13 protein-coding genes are annotated in these 16,412 nt (G+C 63.6%); 1 reads left to right on the top strand and 12 read right to left on the bottom strand.

What is annotated here, in order from left to right; genetic code table 11:
• Nucleotide 1: 1 nt before the first annotated feature.
• From QZ408_RS07775 to QZ408_RS07720, 12 genes are all read right to left on the bottom strand, one after another.
• Nucleotides 2-700: a glycosyltransferase gene (locus QZ408_RS07775; RefSeq protein ID WP_292490689.1), complete on the bottom strand. Its 699-nt coding sequence runs from the start codon at nucleotides 698-700 to the stop codon at nucleotides 2-4.
• A complete protein-coding gene (locus QZ408_RS07770) occupies nucleotides 697-1,674 on the bottom strand; it encodes a glycosyltransferase family 4 protein (protein ID WP_292490688.1) in 978 nt (325 codons plus the stop codon). Before QZ408_RS07770 ends, QZ408_RS07775 begins: the two co-directional genes overlap by 4 nt.
• Entirely contained in the window at nucleotides 1,671-2,990 is a 1,320-nt protein-coding gene (locus QZ408_RS07765; RefSeq protein ID WP_292490687.1) for an FAD-dependent oxidoreductase, read from the bottom strand. Before QZ408_RS07765 ends, QZ408_RS07770 begins: the two co-directional genes overlap by 4 nt.
• An 81-nt stretch (nucleotides 2,991-3,071) precedes the next feature.
• A complete protein-coding gene (locus tag QZ408_RS07760; protein ID WP_292490686.1) occupies nucleotides 3,072-4,205 on the bottom strand; it encodes an epoxide hydrolase family protein in 1,134 nt (377 codons plus the stop codon).
• Between the two features lie 204 nt (nucleotides 4,206-4,409).
• Complete coding sequence (locus QZ408_RS07755) at nucleotides 4,410-5,810, bottom strand: NAD(P)H-dependent oxidoreductase (protein ID WP_292490684.1); 1,401 nt, start codon at nucleotides 5,808-5,810, stop codon at nucleotides 4,410-4,412.
• A 533-nt stretch (nucleotides 5,811-6,343) separates the two neighbouring features.
• Nucleotides 6,344-7,861 (bottom strand): sodium:solute symporter family protein, encoded by a 1,518-nt coding sequence (locus tag QZ408_RS07750; protein WP_292490683.1) that lies wholly within the window; start codon nucleotides 7,859-7,861, stop codon nucleotides 6,344-6,346.
• Nucleotides 7,862-8,227: 366 nt separating this feature from the next.
• The gene (gene ilvN, locus QZ408_RS07745) at nucleotides 8,228-8,731 is read right to left on the bottom strand and encodes an acetolactate synthase small subunit (RefSeq protein WP_292490682.1); all 504 of its coding nucleotides are present in this window, start codon (nucleotides 8,729-8,731) and stop codon (nucleotides 8,228-8,230) included.
• Nucleotides 8,728-10,404: a biosynthetic-type acetolactate synthase large subunit gene (gene ilvB / locus QZ408_RS07740; RefSeq protein WP_292490730.1), complete on the bottom strand. Its 1,677-nt coding sequence runs from the start codon at nucleotides 10,402-10,404 to the stop codon at nucleotides 8,728-8,730. Before ilvB ends, ilvN begins: the two co-directional genes overlap by 4 nt.
• The gene (locus tag QZ408_RS07735) at nucleotides 10,376-11,887 is read right to left on the bottom strand and encodes a 2-isopropylmalate synthase (RefSeq protein ID WP_292490681.1); all 1,512 of its coding nucleotides are present in this window, start codon (nucleotides 11,885-11,887) and stop codon (nucleotides 10,376-10,378) included. The genes ilvB and QZ408_RS07735 overlap by 29 nt, the downstream gene beginning before the upstream one ends.
• 220 nt (nucleotides 11,888-12,107) lie before the next feature.
• Nucleotides 12,108-12,782: a DUF4013 domain-containing protein gene (locus QZ408_RS07730; RefSeq protein ID WP_292490680.1), complete on the bottom strand. Its 675-nt coding sequence runs from the start codon at nucleotides 12,780-12,782 to the stop codon at nucleotides 12,108-12,110.
• A 153-nt stretch (nucleotides 12,783-12,935) separates the two neighbouring features.
• Nucleotides 12,936-13,631, bottom strand: a complete 696-nt coding sequence (locus QZ408_RS07725; protein ID WP_292490678.1) for a DUF4013 domain-containing protein — start codon at nucleotides 13,629-13,631, stop codon at nucleotides 12,936-12,938.
• 259 nt (nucleotides 13,632-13,890) lie between these two features.
• Nucleotides 13,891-14,583, bottom strand: coding sequence for a DUF4013 domain-containing protein (locus tag QZ408_RS07720; protein WP_292490729.1), 693 nt, complete (start codon nucleotides 14,581-14,583; stop codon nucleotides 13,891-13,893).
• A gap of 815 nt (nucleotides 14,584-15,398) precedes the next feature.
• On the opposite strand from QZ408_RS07720, the gene gap reads away from it, so the two are divergent.
• Entirely contained in the window at nucleotides 15,399-16,406 is a 1,008-nt protein-coding gene (gene gap / locus QZ408_RS07715) for a type I glyceraldehyde-3-phosphate dehydrogenase (RefSeq protein ID WP_292490676.1), read from the top strand.
• Nucleotides 16,407-16,412: the final 6 nt, after the last annotated feature.

Below are 16,412 nucleotides of genomic sequence, written 5' to 3'. Positions count from 1 at the left end.
CCTACCTGTACTCCCGCTGCGAGTAGGAGACGCCGCCGGCGTCGCCGCCGCGGAGGACGATATACAGCCATTCCGATATCGACTTGAGCGTCCCGAACTGCTGGTAGCGCCGCATCGAGAACCCGACCGCGAGATCGGGGTCGAGATAGACTTTGCCGAGTTTACGCATCCGTTGCGCTATCTCAAGGTCGTCCCCGGCGTCGATGCAACGGTACATCCCCGCCCGGACGAACGCCTCACGGTCGAACGCCGTGTTGCACCCGAGGGTGAAGTAGATCGTCCGGGTGTGGTAACCGAGGCGCGAGAAGGCGTTTGCGCCAGAGAGCGAGAGGTGGTTCCGGAACCCCCCCTCGATCGGGTAGACCGTGCCGTAGAGCTGCACGATCTCGCGCTCCTCAAAGTTCTTTGCGATCCTCTCCACCCAGTCGCGGGGGAGGATACAGTCGGCGTCGGTCGTCGCGATGATATCGCCCGCGGAGGCCATCGCCCCGTCGTTTCGCGCGCCCCCGACCCGTTTGCTCGTCTGGACAAAGACCCTGTCCGCGAGGGGTTCCGCAAGCTCCCGGGTCCGGTCCTTTGAGTTCCCGTCGACGACGATGATCTCGTAGGCCTCCCGCGGGACCGTCTGGTCGGCGAGAGACTGCAGGCAGCGCTCGATGTTCTGTTCTTCGTTGTACGTCGGAACGACGACCGAGATCATCCCTCGATCAACTCCCGGTATAGTTGTTGATGCCGCTGTGCTATAAGCGTGATGTCGTAGTTCTCCGTCGATTTGCGGGCCCTGGCGGCACAGCGCTGCAGGGCCGCATCGTCGTTCACGAGAGCCCGCGCCTCGTCGAGATCCCCAAAGAAGAGGACCGAGTCGCCGAAGATCTCCCGGAACTCGAAGATATCCCGGGCGATGACCGGGAGGCCCGCCGAGAGAGCCTCGACGATCACGAGGCCGAACGTCTCGGCGTGCGACGGCATGAAGAAGACGTCTGCCCCGCTGTACGCCCGGGATATGTCGTCGATGACCCCGGTGAAGATGACGTTTGCGTGGGAATGCGTCTTCTGCATCTGGATCTTCGCGTAATCCTTTGAGAGCGTCCCGTAGGGGAACCCGCCCACCCAGACCCAGGTCGTATCAGGGTGCTGGTCGGCGAGCTTGAAGAAGTCGTAGATGCCTTTCCGGGGAGTCTGCTGGCCGACGGAGAGCACCACTCTCTGACCGGGTTCGATCTCGTACTCGTCGCGAAACGACTTCCTCTTCTTTTTGTCCCGCTTGAAGTACGCCCGGTCGATGCCGTTCGGGATGAGGGTCTTTGGGACTTCGGGAACGAGCTGTTCGGTCTCGCGGTGGCAGGGCTCCGATATCGTTATGATATGGTCGAACTGCCGGTAGATCTTTGGGTATATCGTGTTGATCCTCTTTGAGAAGGCGACGTTCCCCTCGTTTACCCGAGGAGTCGAGTGGGCGGTCAGGACCTTCACGCCTTCGGTGAACTTCAGGTGGTACATCGCCCAGGGCCCGAAGGTGTGGTAGTGGGTCAGGTCGAAGTCGCCGTGGTAGAGGTTGCGGGAGACCTCCATGTCGGGGAGCCGGGCAAGGTGGTTGTACAGGGTTCTTGCAGCCGTTGCGCACCCGATGTAGCGCAGGAAACGGAAATCTTCGACGAATATGTTGACCTTCATCCGCCCCCCCTCACGAAGTCGAGGGTGCTCCGGATGCAGCCGTCCATGTTGAGGTACTCGAACCGGGAGAACCGGCCGACGAGGTCGATCCCCCGCTCCCGGCAGAACTCCCTGACGATCCTGATGTTTTTCTGGTAATCGATATCATAGACGACGTAAGCGAACTCCTGCCGCTCGACGCCGGTGTAGACGACCGCATCAGGGGAGGGGACGAGCCCGGCGGCGACGAGCGATCTGACGGTATGGTCGATCAGGTCGGCGTCCGTCATCCGGGAGATGCGGTCTCCATCGTTGTAGGTGATCTCGGCAAGGATCGAGGAGTGGCCCCGCGGGGCGACCTTGCTGCTGTAGTTAGAGGGGAACGATACCCGGTTGAAGAGCCCGGTCGCCTCGTCGGGGACGTAGAGCCAGGATATGTCGGGGACCTCTCCCTCAAGCCCGATGAAGACCGAGCAGAGGGAGTTGTACCGGAGGGCGTCGCACGCCGCCTGCACCTCGGCCGGGACGCCCGAAAGACACGGGAGCAGGTTCTGGAGGGGGATGGTCGATATCAGGCGGTCTGCACGGACGATCTCTTTGCCGTCGCTGACGGCGAACCCGCCGTCCTCCTCGCGGATGGAGGTGACGGCAAAGTTGGCCCGGACGGCGGGGAGGACCGGTTCTGCGATCGCGTGGATCAAAGCCTCGATCCCGCCCTGCACCGGGTAGGAGAAGACCGCCTGGTGGACGTAACCTTCGGTCTCGATCCCGACGGCCGAGCGGATGATGTCCTCGACCGGCGGGCGCGGGATCCGCCCTTCCACCCAGTGGTGCGACATCCGGTCCGCCGGGTAGTTCCAGATCTTCTCGTTGTAGGGGAGCATGTAGCAGTCGGCGATGCCCCGGCCGAAGGTGGAGACGATCCACTCGGCGAAGTTCGTCGGCGGCGGGACCTCGCCTTTCTCGATGGCGATGAGGTTTTTCACGAACTCGTTGATGCAGAAGAAACGGTCTTCGGCGGGCAGATCCGCAAGGCCGTTCTCGAAGGGATATTTGACGTAGCGCCCTTTATAGAGGATCTTCGTATTCCGTTTCCGCCGGTCGGCGTTCCCGCCGAGGACCGAGAGCATGAAGGAGAGGACTTCCGCGTCGCGGGAGAAGATGATGTGCGACCCCCCGACATCGAACGTGAAACCCGCCTCCGTCTTCGAGCGGCAGAGCCCCCCGATCGTCTCGCCGCGTTCGAGAACGGTCACGTCGTCGCCCCGTTCGTGGAGCAGGCGGGCCAGCGTGACCCCGGTGAGACCGCCGCCCAGTACCGCCGTTTTCACGTTCATACTGTTTACTGCCGAAACCATATATGGTTGACCATCCGTCCGGCGGGAATTGCCTGTTCCGGGCTGGGGACGCGGCGCCCATCAGGGCGATCCGCGGGGGGCCGGCCCGGAAGGGCGCCCGGGGTTGCGAAGTTCGCGGAGAAACCCCCGCAGGTCCGCTGCGTAGAGTTCGGGCTCCTCCCAGGCCGCGAAGTGCCCGCCGCAGGGGAGTTCGGTGAAGCGCTTAAGGTTCACCCTGCGCTCCGCCCACTCGCGGGGCAGCGGGGCGTCCCGGGGCGGATGAGCGACGGCCGCCGGGACCGAGGTGCGCTGCCAGGGTCCCAGGGGCGCATGGGCGTCGAGGTAGTACCTGCGGACGGACGAGGCGGCCGTCTGCGTGACCCAGTAGATCATGATGTTAGTGAGCAGGTCGTCGCGGCCGATGCGTTTCTCAACCTCCTCGCCGGTCGTGCCCGATGCCATGAAACTCATGATCCAGGCCGCGAGGCCCGCGGGCGAGTCGGCGAGCCCGTAGGCGAGGCTCTGCGGTTTGGTCGACTGGACGATGTTGAAGGCGCCTTCGTTCGTCCACCATTCCCGGATGGAGTCGGCGAATTCGAGTTCGGGCCCCGTGAGGGTCGAGTAGTCCGTCGTCCGGTCCGGGTAGCCGACGTCGGTCAGGTGGATGCCGAGCAGGACGTCGGGGTGGCGGTCCGCGAGGGTCTGGACGATCAGCGCCCCGGCGTCGCCGCCGGCCGCGACGAATTTCTCGTACCCCAGCACGTCCGTCATCAGCCTGGCGAAGAGGTCGGCGGTATCGTCGGTGGTCATTGCCTTCCGGTCGGAGAACCCGTGGCCGGGGAGGGACGGGACGACCACGTGGCACGAAGTGCCCGGGCCGGTCAGGATCGGGACGGCGCGGTGGTAGCGATAGAACGAGTCGGGCCAGCCGTGGAGCAGGAGGACCGGCGTCGGGTCGGGTCCCCTCCCGCGCTCGTGGATGAAATGGATCCCCGTCCCGTCGATCTCCGCCCCGAACTGGGCGAATCGGTTCAGATACGCCTCGTGCTTGCGCCAGTCGTACCGGTGCAGCCAGTAATCGGCCAGGTCTTTCATATACGCGAGAGCGGTACCGTACTCCCACCCGGCACCGTCATCGGGCCAGCGGGTATTGGCGAGCCGCCGGCGCAGGTCGTCGAGGACAGCCTCCGGAACGGCGATGGTGAAGGGTTGCATGTCCGGGTGAACCGCCTGCTTCAGGTAATATGTTTCCCATGGGAAGCTGCGTCAAGGGACCGCACGGCAGGGATCGACGAAGGTCGAACCGACCAGGGAATCCCGGACGTTCGTCCGCGCAGTTGCAGGGTGCCGGAGCGGCGTTCCTGCAACGGCAGAGAGGTCCGCTTCGGAACACCGGGTATCGCTCTTCGCCCCGGTGCGCTACCGTTCCGCCTTTCTCTTTGCGAGAATCGTGCTCGTTTCTATCGATCTCTGCAGAGGCTGGATCATGTAGGCGGGCATATTCTTCACCACCTCCCGCCTGATGCTGGGGACGCTCATGACAAGAGAGGTCGCCAGGGTGCCGAGCCTCCGCAGGTAGTTCCGGGTGGGGAAGTCGTAGAGCCCGTGCTGCCGGTAATACCGGTCGTCCGCCTTGAAGGTCGCTCGCATTCCTCCCCAGAGTTCATCCCGGAGGATCTTATGGCCGCCCACGGCGGGGCAGGTGACCGCTGAGATATACCCCCGGTCCGAGAGCCTCACGATGCGTTCGGCGAGGGTGTGCAGAGCGGCATCGATCTCGCCCGGGTCCCCCGGCTCGTTGGTCACGATCCCTGCAAGGTTGGCTTCTTCCGTCATCACAAGGCTCGTGAGAACCTCCCGGAGGTTCGCGAGATAGCCAAGCGGCCCTTCCACCAGGTATGCGACCTGCTTTCCCTTAAATGCGGGTATGTGGCCGTTGAAGAAGCTCCGGTCGAAGAACTGCTTCCAGGCGGCCGAAAAGAAGCGGTCCCGGATGGTCCCGGCCATGACCAGGATATCCGCCGGAACAACGTACGTATCCCAGAACGCCCGAAATCCGTCGTCATAAATACAGGTGTTGTCAAAGGCGCACCGGCAGCATCCCCGGCAGGCGCCTTTCATCGCGGCGTCCCGGATGTGGGCAACCTGGATTGGATCCGAATAACATGCCGCGAGCTTGCCGACCATCGCCGCGAGGTCAGAACCCGGTTCCGCATCGTGCAGGATGACCATCCGTTTTCCGTGGGTGTCCACCGCGGCCGGCGGACTCTCTGGGATGTAATGAGAAGAGATTGCGGGCAACTGTGGAAATGCTCTCTGGACCGGCCTCCGTCCTGCAATCGCCTCCAGGAAATCGGAGAAGAACAGGATGAGCTGCTCCTGAAACGTCTCCCCTTCGAGATCCTGCATGTGGGCCGAGCAGAAACCGACATAGCGCATGCCGAGGTCGTCGCAGACCCCGTGCAGGTAGGCATGGGCGGTGTGATCAAAGTAGTGGATGGAGGTGGTGAGCGCGGCGGTATACTTCCCTGCAAACGTCTCCGTTGCGTTCCGGGTGCCGATCAGTTCGATGAAACGCTTCAGCTGGGCCGGGACCAGCATGACGTAGACCGGGGTTGCCCAGAGCACGCCGTCGGATTCCTTTACCGTGGTGAGCAGCCCGTTCCATACTTCCTCCTGCTGTTCAATCGCCCTGATCTCCCTTCCCACATGCACAACGGCGAAGGAATGATCCGGAAATGCCTGCTCAAGGAACCGGACGTACTGCAGGGTGACGCTCATCTCTCCTTTGGGGCTCCCGGAAATGATACAGATCCGCATGATTTTATCTTCCTGAGGTTATCTCCCGGGTGCCTGCTCAGTTATCTTCATGGCCGCGGCAGGGGATCCGTTCGCCTCGACAACGGCGATTCCCCACCTCCCCCACCTGCAGGGTGCCGCCGGATTGGAACGGGAAGGTCACCGGTGCTTCCTCCGGGGATAACGGTCCTGCCCCGTTCACCGACCTTGGCCGTGCCGGAAGCGTGGCTTTCCGTCGTTGTGCTGGTGCCTGCCGCCCGGGTTTCACATACTGGCGTGAAACAGGCGGACGGATATACCTTGCGGAGGAAAAGAAGAGGTTTTGACGGTGTGTCGACTATGCGTACCGGATGCGCCGGTAATCAGAGATATGGGGCTGAATGTGACTTTCCCGATGATGGCGGGTTTCACCGGTATGGTGGCCGGGGAGAAAGACGATCCGTATCCCTTCAAAGGATTTCGACAACCGGACACCCGAACCGGCGCGAACGCAGACCCGGCAGCAGGACCGCCTTCCCCGGCGGGGATGCTCCCTGCGGCACAAAAAAGAAGTGTTATCCCGACTGGATGAACCAGCCGGTCCGTGTGTTGTCGAGCGCGGCAGGGGAGTTCCGGGCGGAGAGGAGGCTCACGACGACCATGACGAGGGCCGAGAGCAGGAGCGCAAAGAAGCTGAAGTGCATGGGAAGCGGCGATACGAACTGGTGCCAGTAGCCGAAGGCCGCGGCCGCGACGAGCCCGGTCGCCATACTCGCGATTGCCCCATCCCCGGTGGCGCCGCGCCAGTAGAGCCCGGCGAGCAGTGGGACCGCGAACGTCGCGAGCATGACCCCGATGCCCATCCAGATCAGCCACGCGAGCATCGGCGGCGGGTTGACCGCGAGCAGGAGCGTGCCGCCGGCCCCGAGGACGACCGCGACCTTCGAGACGAGGAGGACCTCATCGTCGGACGCCGAGGGCCGGAGAATGTTCTTGTAGACGTCCCACGCGAACATGGTGCCGACGGTGAGCATAAGCCGGTCGGTCGTGGACATCACCGCTGCGAGGACGATCACCGCAAAGAGCGCCCAGAACGCCACGTTCGGCATGGCGTGCTCGACGCCGACGATGAAGGCGTAGTCCTGCGCGTTCACGGCGCCCGGGAGCACGAGCGTCCCCTCCTCGACGAGCGACCGGACGGCAAACCCGGTGAACTTCACGAGGAACATCACGACCGCGTAGATCGCAAACGCGACGAGCGGCGCCCACCTGAAGTAGCGGGCCTCCTTTGCAGCGAGGACGTTGTTGACGACGTGCGGCGCGCAGGCGAGCCCGACCATCAGGAGAATCCCAAACGAGACGAGGAACTCCGGCGTCGCGTAGGCGTATGAGGCGTAGGGTGGGCTCGGGTACCAGGGCTCGACGAAGTTCGGGTCGATCCCGGCAAGCACGGTATCGATGTGAGCAAGCCCGCCGGCGCTCGCGATGACGGGCGGGGCCATCAGGATCACGCCGAGGATCAGGATCCCGCCCTGGAAGAGGGTCGTCCAGGATACGGCGTAGAGCCCCCCAACGACCGTGTAGGCGGTGATGATGATCCCGGATATAAGGAGCGCCTGCCAGTGCGGGATACCGAAGAGCCAGACAAGCACGATGCTGATCGCGGCGTATTGCCCCACAAGGTAGATCAGCGAGACGACGATGCCCGCAATGGCCGAGAGGCCCCGGAGCGCCCGCGGGCTCTCGAACCGTTCCGCAAGGTAGTCCTGGACGGTCAGGTAGCCCCGCTCCTTCCCGACGGCGTTCAGTTTCACCCCAAAGACGATGATGCAGAACGCGGCCGCGAGCGGGACGAAGATCTGCTCCCATATCCCGGGCCAGCCTGAGTTGTAGCCAAAGCCGCTGACGCCGAGCAGGGTCATGCCGCTGCAGATCGAGCAGACGATCAGGATCGTAAAGACCCAGAACCCGAGCGACCGCCCGGCAAGGATGTAGTCTTCGGTGTTATGGATCTTTTTGGAGGCCCAGCTCCCGATGCCGATGAGCACGACGAAGTACAGCCCGATCAGGGCGAGTGTTACGATATCCGCCATCAGGGGGCCTCCTTAAACCGGAGCCCCCAGAGGGTGAGCACCACGATGACGAGAGCGACAGCGCCGCTCACGATGAGTCCCGTATGGAAAGGTAACCCGAACAACATGCTATGTTAGTGTGTAGCGTGCTAACATATAACACAATCGCCCCACAGGGCGGAAGGATCGCCCCGATGGGGCAATGAACCGGCTACGCCGGAAAGAATATCATTCGGGCTCTGCTGAAACCCCGCCGGGTCGTTCCGGAAGGGCGCACCCCGGGATACACACGCCCGGAGGCCGGGCGGGGTGAGGGGACGGAGAGACCCCTCCCCCCGGCGCGGGAGCCGCCCCGGTGCCGGGGAAAACCCGGGTCCGGCAGAGCGGCTATTTGGAACTCTTCACGGTCTTTGCACCGCGGAGGATGGCAATCTTTCCTGTGCGGACGAGTTCCTTGATGCCGTACTGGCGCAGGAGGCTCTCGATCGCGTCGATCTTCCCGGTATCCCCGGTCACCTGGAGCACCAATGTCTTAGATCCGACATCGACGACCTGGGCCCGGAAGATATCGGCGATCTGCATGACCTCAGCGCGGGCCGGGCCGGTCTCCGTCGCCACCTTGATGAGGGCGAGCTCCCGCTCCACGCTCTCGCGTTCCGTCAGGTCCGAGACCTTGATGACGTCGATGAGTTTGTTCGTCTGTTTCATCACCTGCTCGACGACGCCGTCGTCGCCGTTCACGACAATCGTGATCCGGCTCATGTTCGGCTCCTCGCAGGTCCCGACAGCGAGGCTCTCGATGTTGAACCCCCGCCGCGAGAACATACCGGCGACCCGGCTCAGGACACCTGCCCGGTTCTCCACGAGAACGCTCAGGGTATGCGACTTCATCCGTGACGCACCCCGATCATCTCGTTGATCGCAGCCCCTGCCGGGACCATGGGGAAGACGTTCTCCTCCCGCTCGATCCTGAAATCCAGGACAAACGGGCCGTCGGCGGCAAGCGCCGCTTCGAGCGCCTCCCGGACACCGTCCTTCTCCTCGACCCGGATCCCGTCGACCCCGTAGGCGTTTGCAATCCTGACGAAGTCGACCGGCGGGAGCTCCGTGTAGGAGTAGCGCCGGTCGTAGAAGAGTTCCTGCCACTGGCGGACCATACCGAGGTACATGTTGTTCAAGATCACGACCTTGACGGGGATATTGTAGTGCGCCACCGTCCCGAGCTCCTGGATGTTCATCTGGAAACTCCCGTCGCCGGCGACGTCGACGACCGGGACGTCCGGCCGGGCGAAGTGGGCGCCGATGGCCGCCGGGAACCCGTAGCCCATCGTCCCGAGGCCGCCCGAGGTGATCCAGGTCCGGGGTTTTTTGAAGCAGTAGTGGAGGGCGGTCCACATCTGGTTCTGGCCGACCTCGCTCGTGATGATCCCTTCGCCCTTCAGGATGTCGGAGAGCTCGCGGATGATGTACTGCGGGCGGAGACGGTCGTCGTCGCGGTAGGCGAGGGGGTACTGCGCCTTCCAGGCGTTGACCCGGGCGACCCAGTTCGCCGTGTTGCCGTGCTTCTGCATCCGCCGGAGGAGCGCCTGGAGCACCGCCTTCACGTCGCCCACGATCGGGACGTCGACCTTCTTGTTCTTCCCGATCTCCGCCGGATCGATGTCGATATGAACGATCTCGGCGTTCGGCGCGAAGGTCTCGATCTTGCCCGTCACCCGGTCATCGAACCGGACGCCGACGGCGATCAGGAGGTCGCACTCCGTCACCGCATAGTTCGCGGACTGGGTGCCGTGCATCCCGAGCATCCCGAGGCAGAGCGGGTGGTCGCCAGGGACGGCGCCAAGACCCATCAGGGTCGTCGTCACCGGGATCGCGGCGGTTTCCACGAACTCGATGAGTTCGGCCGACGCCCCCGAGAGGACCACCCCGCCGCCGGCGTAGACGAGCGGGCGCTCTGCCCGGGCGATCAGGTCGAGCGCTTTGTCGATCTGGCGGACGTGCCCCTGGTAGGTGGGCTGGTAGCCCCGGAGGGAAACTTTCCCGGGCGCGGCCCCGTTGCTCTTCACCTCGCCCGTGGTGACGTCTTTCGGGAGGTCGATCAGCACCGGGCCGGGCCGGCCGGTCTGCGCGATGTAGAACGCCTCCCGGATCACGTGGTCGAGGTCGCCGGCGTCTTTCACCAGGTAGTTGTGTTTGGTGATCGGCATCGTGATGCCGGTGATATCCGATTCCTGGAACGCGTCGTTCCCGAGGAGGCCGGTCGGCACCTGGCCGGTGAGCGCCACGATCGGGATGGAGTCCATATACGCCGTCGCGATCCCCGTGACCAGGTTGCACGCGCCGGGGCCGGAGGTGGCAAGGCATACCCCTACACGGCCGCTCGCGCGCGCGTAGCCGTCGGCCGCGTGCGCCGCTGCCTGCTCATGCCTTACCAGAATATGCCGGATCGACGAGTCATAGAGTTCATCGTAGATCGGCAACACCACGCCGCCGGGGTAGCCGAATATGGTATCCACCCCTTCACGCTGCAGCGCTTCAATCAGAGTCCTGGCTCCGGTCTTCATGCTCTTCACTGAGTAATCTGTTCATCCCGGCGATAACTGCTTCGACGCTTGCCATGATGATGTCGGTCCGCGCACCCCGCGACGTCACGGTCTTCCCGTCCCTGCTGAGTTTCACCGAAACGTCAACGAGGGCGTCTGTGCCGCCCGTTATCGCAGCGACGCGATATTCATCGAGCCGGACGCTGCCGACGTCCGCGACCGATTTCTGGAGCGCGCGGATCGCCGCGTCCACCGGCCCGGTCCCGACTGCGGCACCCGTGACCTCGTCGCCGTTGACGAGCATCGTCACCGATGCGGTCGGCACCGCGTTGCTCCCCGAGACGATGGTGAACTGGCGCAGTTCAAGACAGGGCTTAAACTCGATCGCCATGACGGTGTCGGCGATCGCCATGATGTCGGCATCGGTCACCCGCATCCCGGCGTCCCCGACCTGCTTGATCCGGGCAACGATCTCCGCGAGCTGCGCGCCGTCGGGGGCATACCCCATGTCGTGGAGCGCGGCCTCGACCGCCGCCGACCCGGAGTGTTTGCCGATGACGATGCGGCGCCTCCTTCCCACTCGCTCCGGCCGGAGGGGCTCATAGGTGCTTGCGTCCCGCATCACCCCGTGGGCGTGGATGCCGCTCTCATGGGTGAAGGCCATCTCGCCGACGATGGGTTTGTTGGTCGCAAGCGGCACCCCGGTCAGCCGGGCGACGTGAGTCGAGAGGGGGTAGAGATCCTCGGTCGCAATCCCGGTATCAACCCCGTAGAGGACCTCGAGCGCCATCACCAGCTCTTCGAGGGCCGTGTTTCCCGCCCGCTCCCCGAGGCCGTTGACGGTGACGTGGGCGCAGGTTGCCCCGGCGCGGAGGGCGGCGACGGAGGTTGCGAGCCCAAAGCCGAGGTCGTCGTGGCAGTGGATGGAGAGCGGGGCAAACCGGAGCGGCGGGATGACTTCGGCCGCCCGCTCGGGCGTGAGGAGCCCGACGGTGTCGCAGAAGCAGAGCCGGTCGGCGCCCCGTTCCACACCTTCCCGGAAGACCTCCGCGAGGAACGCCTGGTCGGCGCGGGACGCGTCCTCGCCGGAGAGTTCGACAATGAGACCGCGGCTTTTTGCGTACTCGACGGCGCTCCATGCCATATGAGAGACCTGCTCGCGGGTCTTCCTGAGTTTCTTTGCGATATGGAGATCGCTCACCGGGACGACGAGGTGGACGGAGTCGGCGCCGGCATCCGCTGCAAGATCGATATCCCCGGAGAGTGCCCGGACGTAGGTGCAGCACTCGGCGGAAAGCCCGGCATCGGCTATTGCACGGATGGATTCGCGTTCTCCGGCGGAAGCGGCTGCAGAGCCAGCTTCGATGACGTGGACGCCGACATCGGCGAGGTGCGTTGCAATCTCAAGCTTTCCGGCCGGCGTCAGGCAGACACCCGGTGTCTGTTCGCCGTCCCGTAAGGTAGTGTCAAAAAAGCGGATCGATTCACCAAATAAAACAATCACTCATAGTGGGTTTCACCACCAGAGAATTGGCAGCGCCATTACTTAAAGGTTGGGCATCCGGGGGTTCTGGCGCTTCGCTAAAGGGTCTGTTGAAAAACTCCCACCCGGGGCCGTACTCCCGGCCTCCGTCACCGGCAGCAGGGGATAACGACGGGACTGCATCTGCCGGAATGAGCAAGGCACCAGATTTTGTGCCGGATTTGGAAAAAAAGGGAGTGTTTTACGCCGGCGCGGGGGCGCTCTCGTATATGAGGGCGATGTAGCGGTAGGTGAAGATGATGAACGCCGGCGTAAGGAGGATGAGGAAGAGCCAGCCGATGAACGACACCAGGAGGAGGACGAACTCGACGATCGCGAGCACGATTCCCACGATGAGCAGGGCGATGAAGACGTCCAGCCACCCGATCCTCCCGATGTGGGCAAGGAGCGTGCCTACCCTGAAGGCCTCGCCCATCCTCCCCGTCCGGGAGAACCGGACCATCGCGAAGGTCGCAAGGATGCCGACGGCGATGGCGGCGACGACGAAGATGATGAAGACGACCAGGGCTACGATGATGGCCACTTCGGGGCTGAAGAGTGACCCGGAGCCTGTTGCCGGGGTCGTTGTCGCCGAGACCGGGATGAAATACGCCGCAAGGGGGATGAGCGCGAGGACCCAGATCGGGATGGCGTAGACGACCGTGATGATGATCAGTTTGATGCCGTCGACAAAAAGCCCGACCCAGTCTTCGAGTTCTGGGGCGGGTTTCACGCCGCTCATGATCCGCACGCCGTAACCGTAGATGAGCGGGAATATGATCACGCTGACGAGCAGGAGGAGCCAGCGGACCCACCTGCCCCAGAGGGCTTCCTTCGTGTAGTCGAAGGATTCGCTGAGTAACCGGATGTAATCCATGGGTATCACCGCATGTTCAGGTAGGAATCGTTCGTTTAGGGAGATAAGCACGCCGTTTCGCTCACGGGAGGAGAGGGGGCGGATTCGGGAAAAGGGGCCGGCCGGGCGTCGCGCGATGCCGCGACAGCGAAAAAGAGAAGGGTTCTCCCGGCCTTATGCGGGAGCGGGTGTGTCTTCGTAGACCTGGGCGAGGTACCGGGAGTAGAAGACGACGAACGCGGCGTTGAGGAAGAGGGCGATGAGCCAGCCCAGGAAGGGTATCCAGGAGACGAGGCCGACCACGAAGCCGTAGACGAGTGCGACGATGAAGAGGACGATGACCGCGATGATCCAGGTCCCCCACCCGAGTTTGCCGATGTGCGAAAGGATCGCGCCGAAGTTGAACGCCTCACCGAGGCTGTCCGTGTGGGCGAAGCGGAGCAGGGCGAACAGGGCGATGAACGCCATGACGAGCGCGACGAGCCCTGCAAGAAGGAAGCCCCCAAGGAGACTCAGCGCTGCAGCGCCTGCTGCCGTCGGGTCGCCGCCGGCTGCCTCGTTTGCAAGGAGACCGATTGCGCCGATACCCCCGAGCACCAGGAAGACGAGGATCGCAGGGAGCATGTAGATCAGCATGATGATATTCATCTTCCAGCCGTCGACGAAGAGCCGGCCCCAGTCGTCAATCTCGGGGGCGGGCGTCTTCCCGCCGAGCACCCGCACGGCATAGCCGGAAAGAAGCGGGACCAGGGAGAGCGTGAGCGCCTGCACGAGCGACAGGACGGCCAGGATGACCCATTGCATCCACTTTCCTACCAGGGCATCTTTGGTATACTCAAATGACCTGGAGATTACAGTACCGTAGTCCATAGGTGTATCACCTACCTGTAGATGTGAGAAAACCGCATATAAACGTATGGGTGGAATCCGGGAGAGGACATCATCTTTTTTCGGAAACAAGATGATTATTTCCGCATAAAGGGGTGAATCGGGGCAAAAGTTGCTCCGGCATGGCCCGGAGCGCCGCAGGATGTATATTTCCGTTCCCTGCACCGGCGAAGGTGCCCGCCCCACCCGGGGGTTTCCGGGACCTCCATGGCGGCGGTCCGGGTCAGAAAAGGGTTGGGCCTTATACCGGCGCCGGGGCGCTCTCGTAGGCCGCGGCCAGATAGCGGGCATGGAAGATACCGAACGCCACCCCGAGGAAGAGGTTGATGATCCAGCCCAGCACCGGTATGTTGGTGAGAATGCCGAGCACGAACGCGTAGACGAGACCGATAAGGGCGAGGATGATGACCGCGACGATCCAGGAACCCCACCCAATCCTCCCGATGTGGGAGAAGATCGCGCCGAAGTTGAATGCCTCGACAAACCTCCCCGTGTGGGCGAACCGCACGAGCGCAAAGAGGGAGACGAACGATATGATGACCCAGACGAGGGCCGCAAGCAGGATGCCTGAGATCGCGGCGGCAACGGCCGGTGCCCATACGTCCGGGTTGTCCACCCCCTGCGCCGCTATGGCCGAGAGCGCCGCAATCCCCCCGAAGAAGGCCAGGACCAGGAGCACCGGGATCAGGTAGATCAGGGCGATGATGTTCCACTTCCACCCGTCGACGAAGAGCCTGCCCCAACCCTCCACGTCGGGGGCGGGCCGCCGGCCGGAGAGCACCCGGACCAGGTAGCCGTTGTAGAGCGGGACTAGAAAGAGGGTGAAGACCTGGACGAGCGAGAGGACGGCCAGGATGACCCACCGCCCCCATTCACCCCAGAGGGCGTCTTTCGTGTACTCAACCGACCGGGAGATGAGATTGCCGTAGTCCATCAATACCACCTTCAGCCGTGGTGAGAAAGGCGGTATATATAACCGTTTGGGATAGCGGTCCAGTCTCGCGCCTCGAAGGCCTCCGGCCTTCTCAAGACCCGGACGTTCGCGCCTGCAACGCTCGCTCAAACATCCTGCCCGCGGCCGGTCGCATGCCATCCGTCGCACTCTCGCGTGAGCCGGTGCATATGCACCAGCTCTCGCTAACCAGCACACTGCGAGGAGAGTGCCGATCGGGTGTCGCACTATTGCACCTTATGGTTGGGGAGGACTGGCGGTCGCTCGCGTTGTCGCGAAGGAAAGGTGCGGGGGTAACAACAGTCATTCGCGGCAACGCGTTCTTCCGCGTGAGGCCGTATCACCCCTTATAACCTGTTACCTCTCGCGTTGCTGCGAAGAGCACGGAGAGCATAGTGCATCGATCCTGAATGATCGGACTTCTGTCTGTGCGCATCCTCCCACCACCGATGGGGTGGGTGCCGGACCATCGGGGGATACCCGTACGCCGCTCTCCAGCATCCCCTGCCCCGCCCGGCCTCTGGCCTCCTCCCCCGGGAGCGGGGGCAGTGCGTGGCGATGCCCGATGGAAATCCGTGCCCGGGAGCGACCCCGGGGAAGACCTTCCCGGGGCCACCCTGCCTATCGCCGAAGGTCCCGCAGGGTCCAGCGGGTACGAAACCCAAAGGCTGGAAAACCCCAACCGCCACCAAATCGGCGAGTGCCCCCGTTTCCTCCCGGGGGAGGGCCCGACGAGGAAGATCATATATACTGTCCTGCAGAGGGGAGACCACCTGTCTGACAGGGTGGGAAGTGTCATGAAGAAAGTTGCCATAAACGGGTTCGGACGGATCGGGCGGAAGGTCCTCTACAACTACCTCACCGATACGCCGGGGAATATCGAGATCGTCGCAGTAAACGACCCAAGCCCGCTGGACGAACTCGCCTACCTGATGAAGTACGACTCGGTCCACGGGCGGGCGCCCTTCCCGATCGAGGCCGGCCCGGACCATCTCAGGTTCGGGTCAAAGGAGGTGCGGGTCCTGGGTGAGAGAGACCCCGCACGCCTCCCGTGGAACGACCTCGGCGTGGATATGGTGCTTGAATGCACGGGCCGTTTCACTGAGCGGGCGGCCTCTGCAAAGCACCTGGATGCCGGGGCCGCACGGGTCGTCATCAGCGCACCTTCGCCCGATGCGGACCTGACGGTCGTGCTCGGCGTCAACGAGGGTGCCTACGACCCGGCAAAGCATACCATCGTCTCAAACGCATCCTGCACGACCAACGCACTTGCGCCGGCGGCAAAGGTGCTCAACGACTCGTTCGGCGTCGAGCGGCTGATGGCGACGGCGATCCATGCCTACACCGCCACCCAGGCGCTGGTCGACCGGGCCACAAAGAAACCCCGCCGGGGACGTGCCGCAGCTGTCTCGCTGATCCCGACATCGACCGGCGCCGCCATCGCCACCACCCGCGTCCTCCCGGAGCTCACCGGGAAGATGGACGCGATCGCGATCCGGGCCCCCATCCCCGACGGCTCGGTCGTCGATATCGTCGCAGACCTGAAGCGGGATACAACAGCCGATGCCGTGAATGCCGCGATGAAGCAGGCCGCGGACGGAAAGATGAAAGGGTTCCTCGCCTACACCGATGACCCGCTCGTCTCGGTCGACATCGTCGGCGACCCGCACTCCGGGGTCGTCGACGGGCGGTCAACGAGCGTCGTCGGCGGGCGGATGGCCCGGGTCCTGGTCTGGTACGACAACGAGTTTGCGTACGCGAAAAGGATGGTCGACATCGCCTCTTACATGGCTTCGCGGGAGTGAGAAGGT

Source organism: Methanoculleus sp. 10 (genome assembly GCF_913757945.1).
GTDB lineage: Archaea > Halobacteriota > Methanomicrobia > Methanomicrobiales > Methanoculleaceae > Methanoculleus.
This window is presented reverse-complemented; position numbering and strand designations above follow the sequence as displayed.

What these genes read in the sequence shown, in the direction of transcription:
- QZ408_RS07775 (WP_292490689.1), bottom strand. Translation starts at nt 700, where the DNA reads ATGATCTCGGTCGTCGTTCCGACGTACAACGAAGAACAGAACATCGAG.
- QZ408_RS07770 (WP_292490688.1), bottom strand. Translation starts at nt 1,674, where the DNA reads ATGAAGGTCAACATATTCGTCGAAGATTTCCGTTTCCTGCGCTACATC.
- QZ408_RS07765 (WP_292490687.1), bottom strand. Translation starts at nt 2,990, where the DNA reads ATGAACGTGAAAACGGCGGTACTGGGCGGCGGTCTCACCGGGGTCACG.
- QZ408_RS07760 (WP_292490686.1), bottom strand. Translation starts at nt 4,205, where the DNA reads ATGCAACCCTTCACCATCGCCGTTCCGGAGGCTGTCCTCGACGACCTG.
- QZ408_RS07755 (WP_292490684.1), bottom strand. Translation starts at nt 5,810, where the DNA reads ATGCGGATCTGTATCATTTCCGGGAGCCCCAAAGGAGAGATGAGCGTC.
- QZ408_RS07750 (WP_292490683.1), bottom strand. Translation starts at nt 7,861, where the DNA reads ATGGCGGATATCGTAACACTCGCCCTGATCGGGCTGTACTTCGTCGTG.
- ilvN (WP_292490682.1), bottom strand. Translation starts at nt 8,731, where the DNA reads ATGAAGTCGCATACCCTGAGCGTTCTCGTGGAGAACCGGGCAGGTGTC.
- ilvB (WP_292490730.1), bottom strand. Translation starts at nt 10,404, where the DNA reads ATGAAGACCGGAGCCAGGACTCTGATTGAAGCGCTGCAGCGTGAAGGG.
- QZ408_RS07730 (WP_292490680.1), bottom strand. Translation starts at nt 12,782, where the DNA reads ATGGATTACATCCGGTTACTCAGCGAATCCTTCGACTACACGAAGGAA.
- QZ408_RS07725 (WP_292490678.1), bottom strand. Translation starts at nt 13,631, where the DNA reads ATGGACTACGGTACTGTAATCTCCAGGTCATTTGAGTATACCAAAGAT.
- QZ408_RS07720 (WP_292490729.1), bottom strand. Translation starts at nt 14,583, where the DNA reads ATGGACTACGGCAATCTCATCTCCCGGTCGGTTGAGTACACGAAAGAC.
- gap (WP_292490676.1), top strand. Translation starts at nt 15,399, where the DNA reads ATGAAGAAAGTTGCCATAAACGGGTTCGGACGGATCGGGCGGAAGGTC.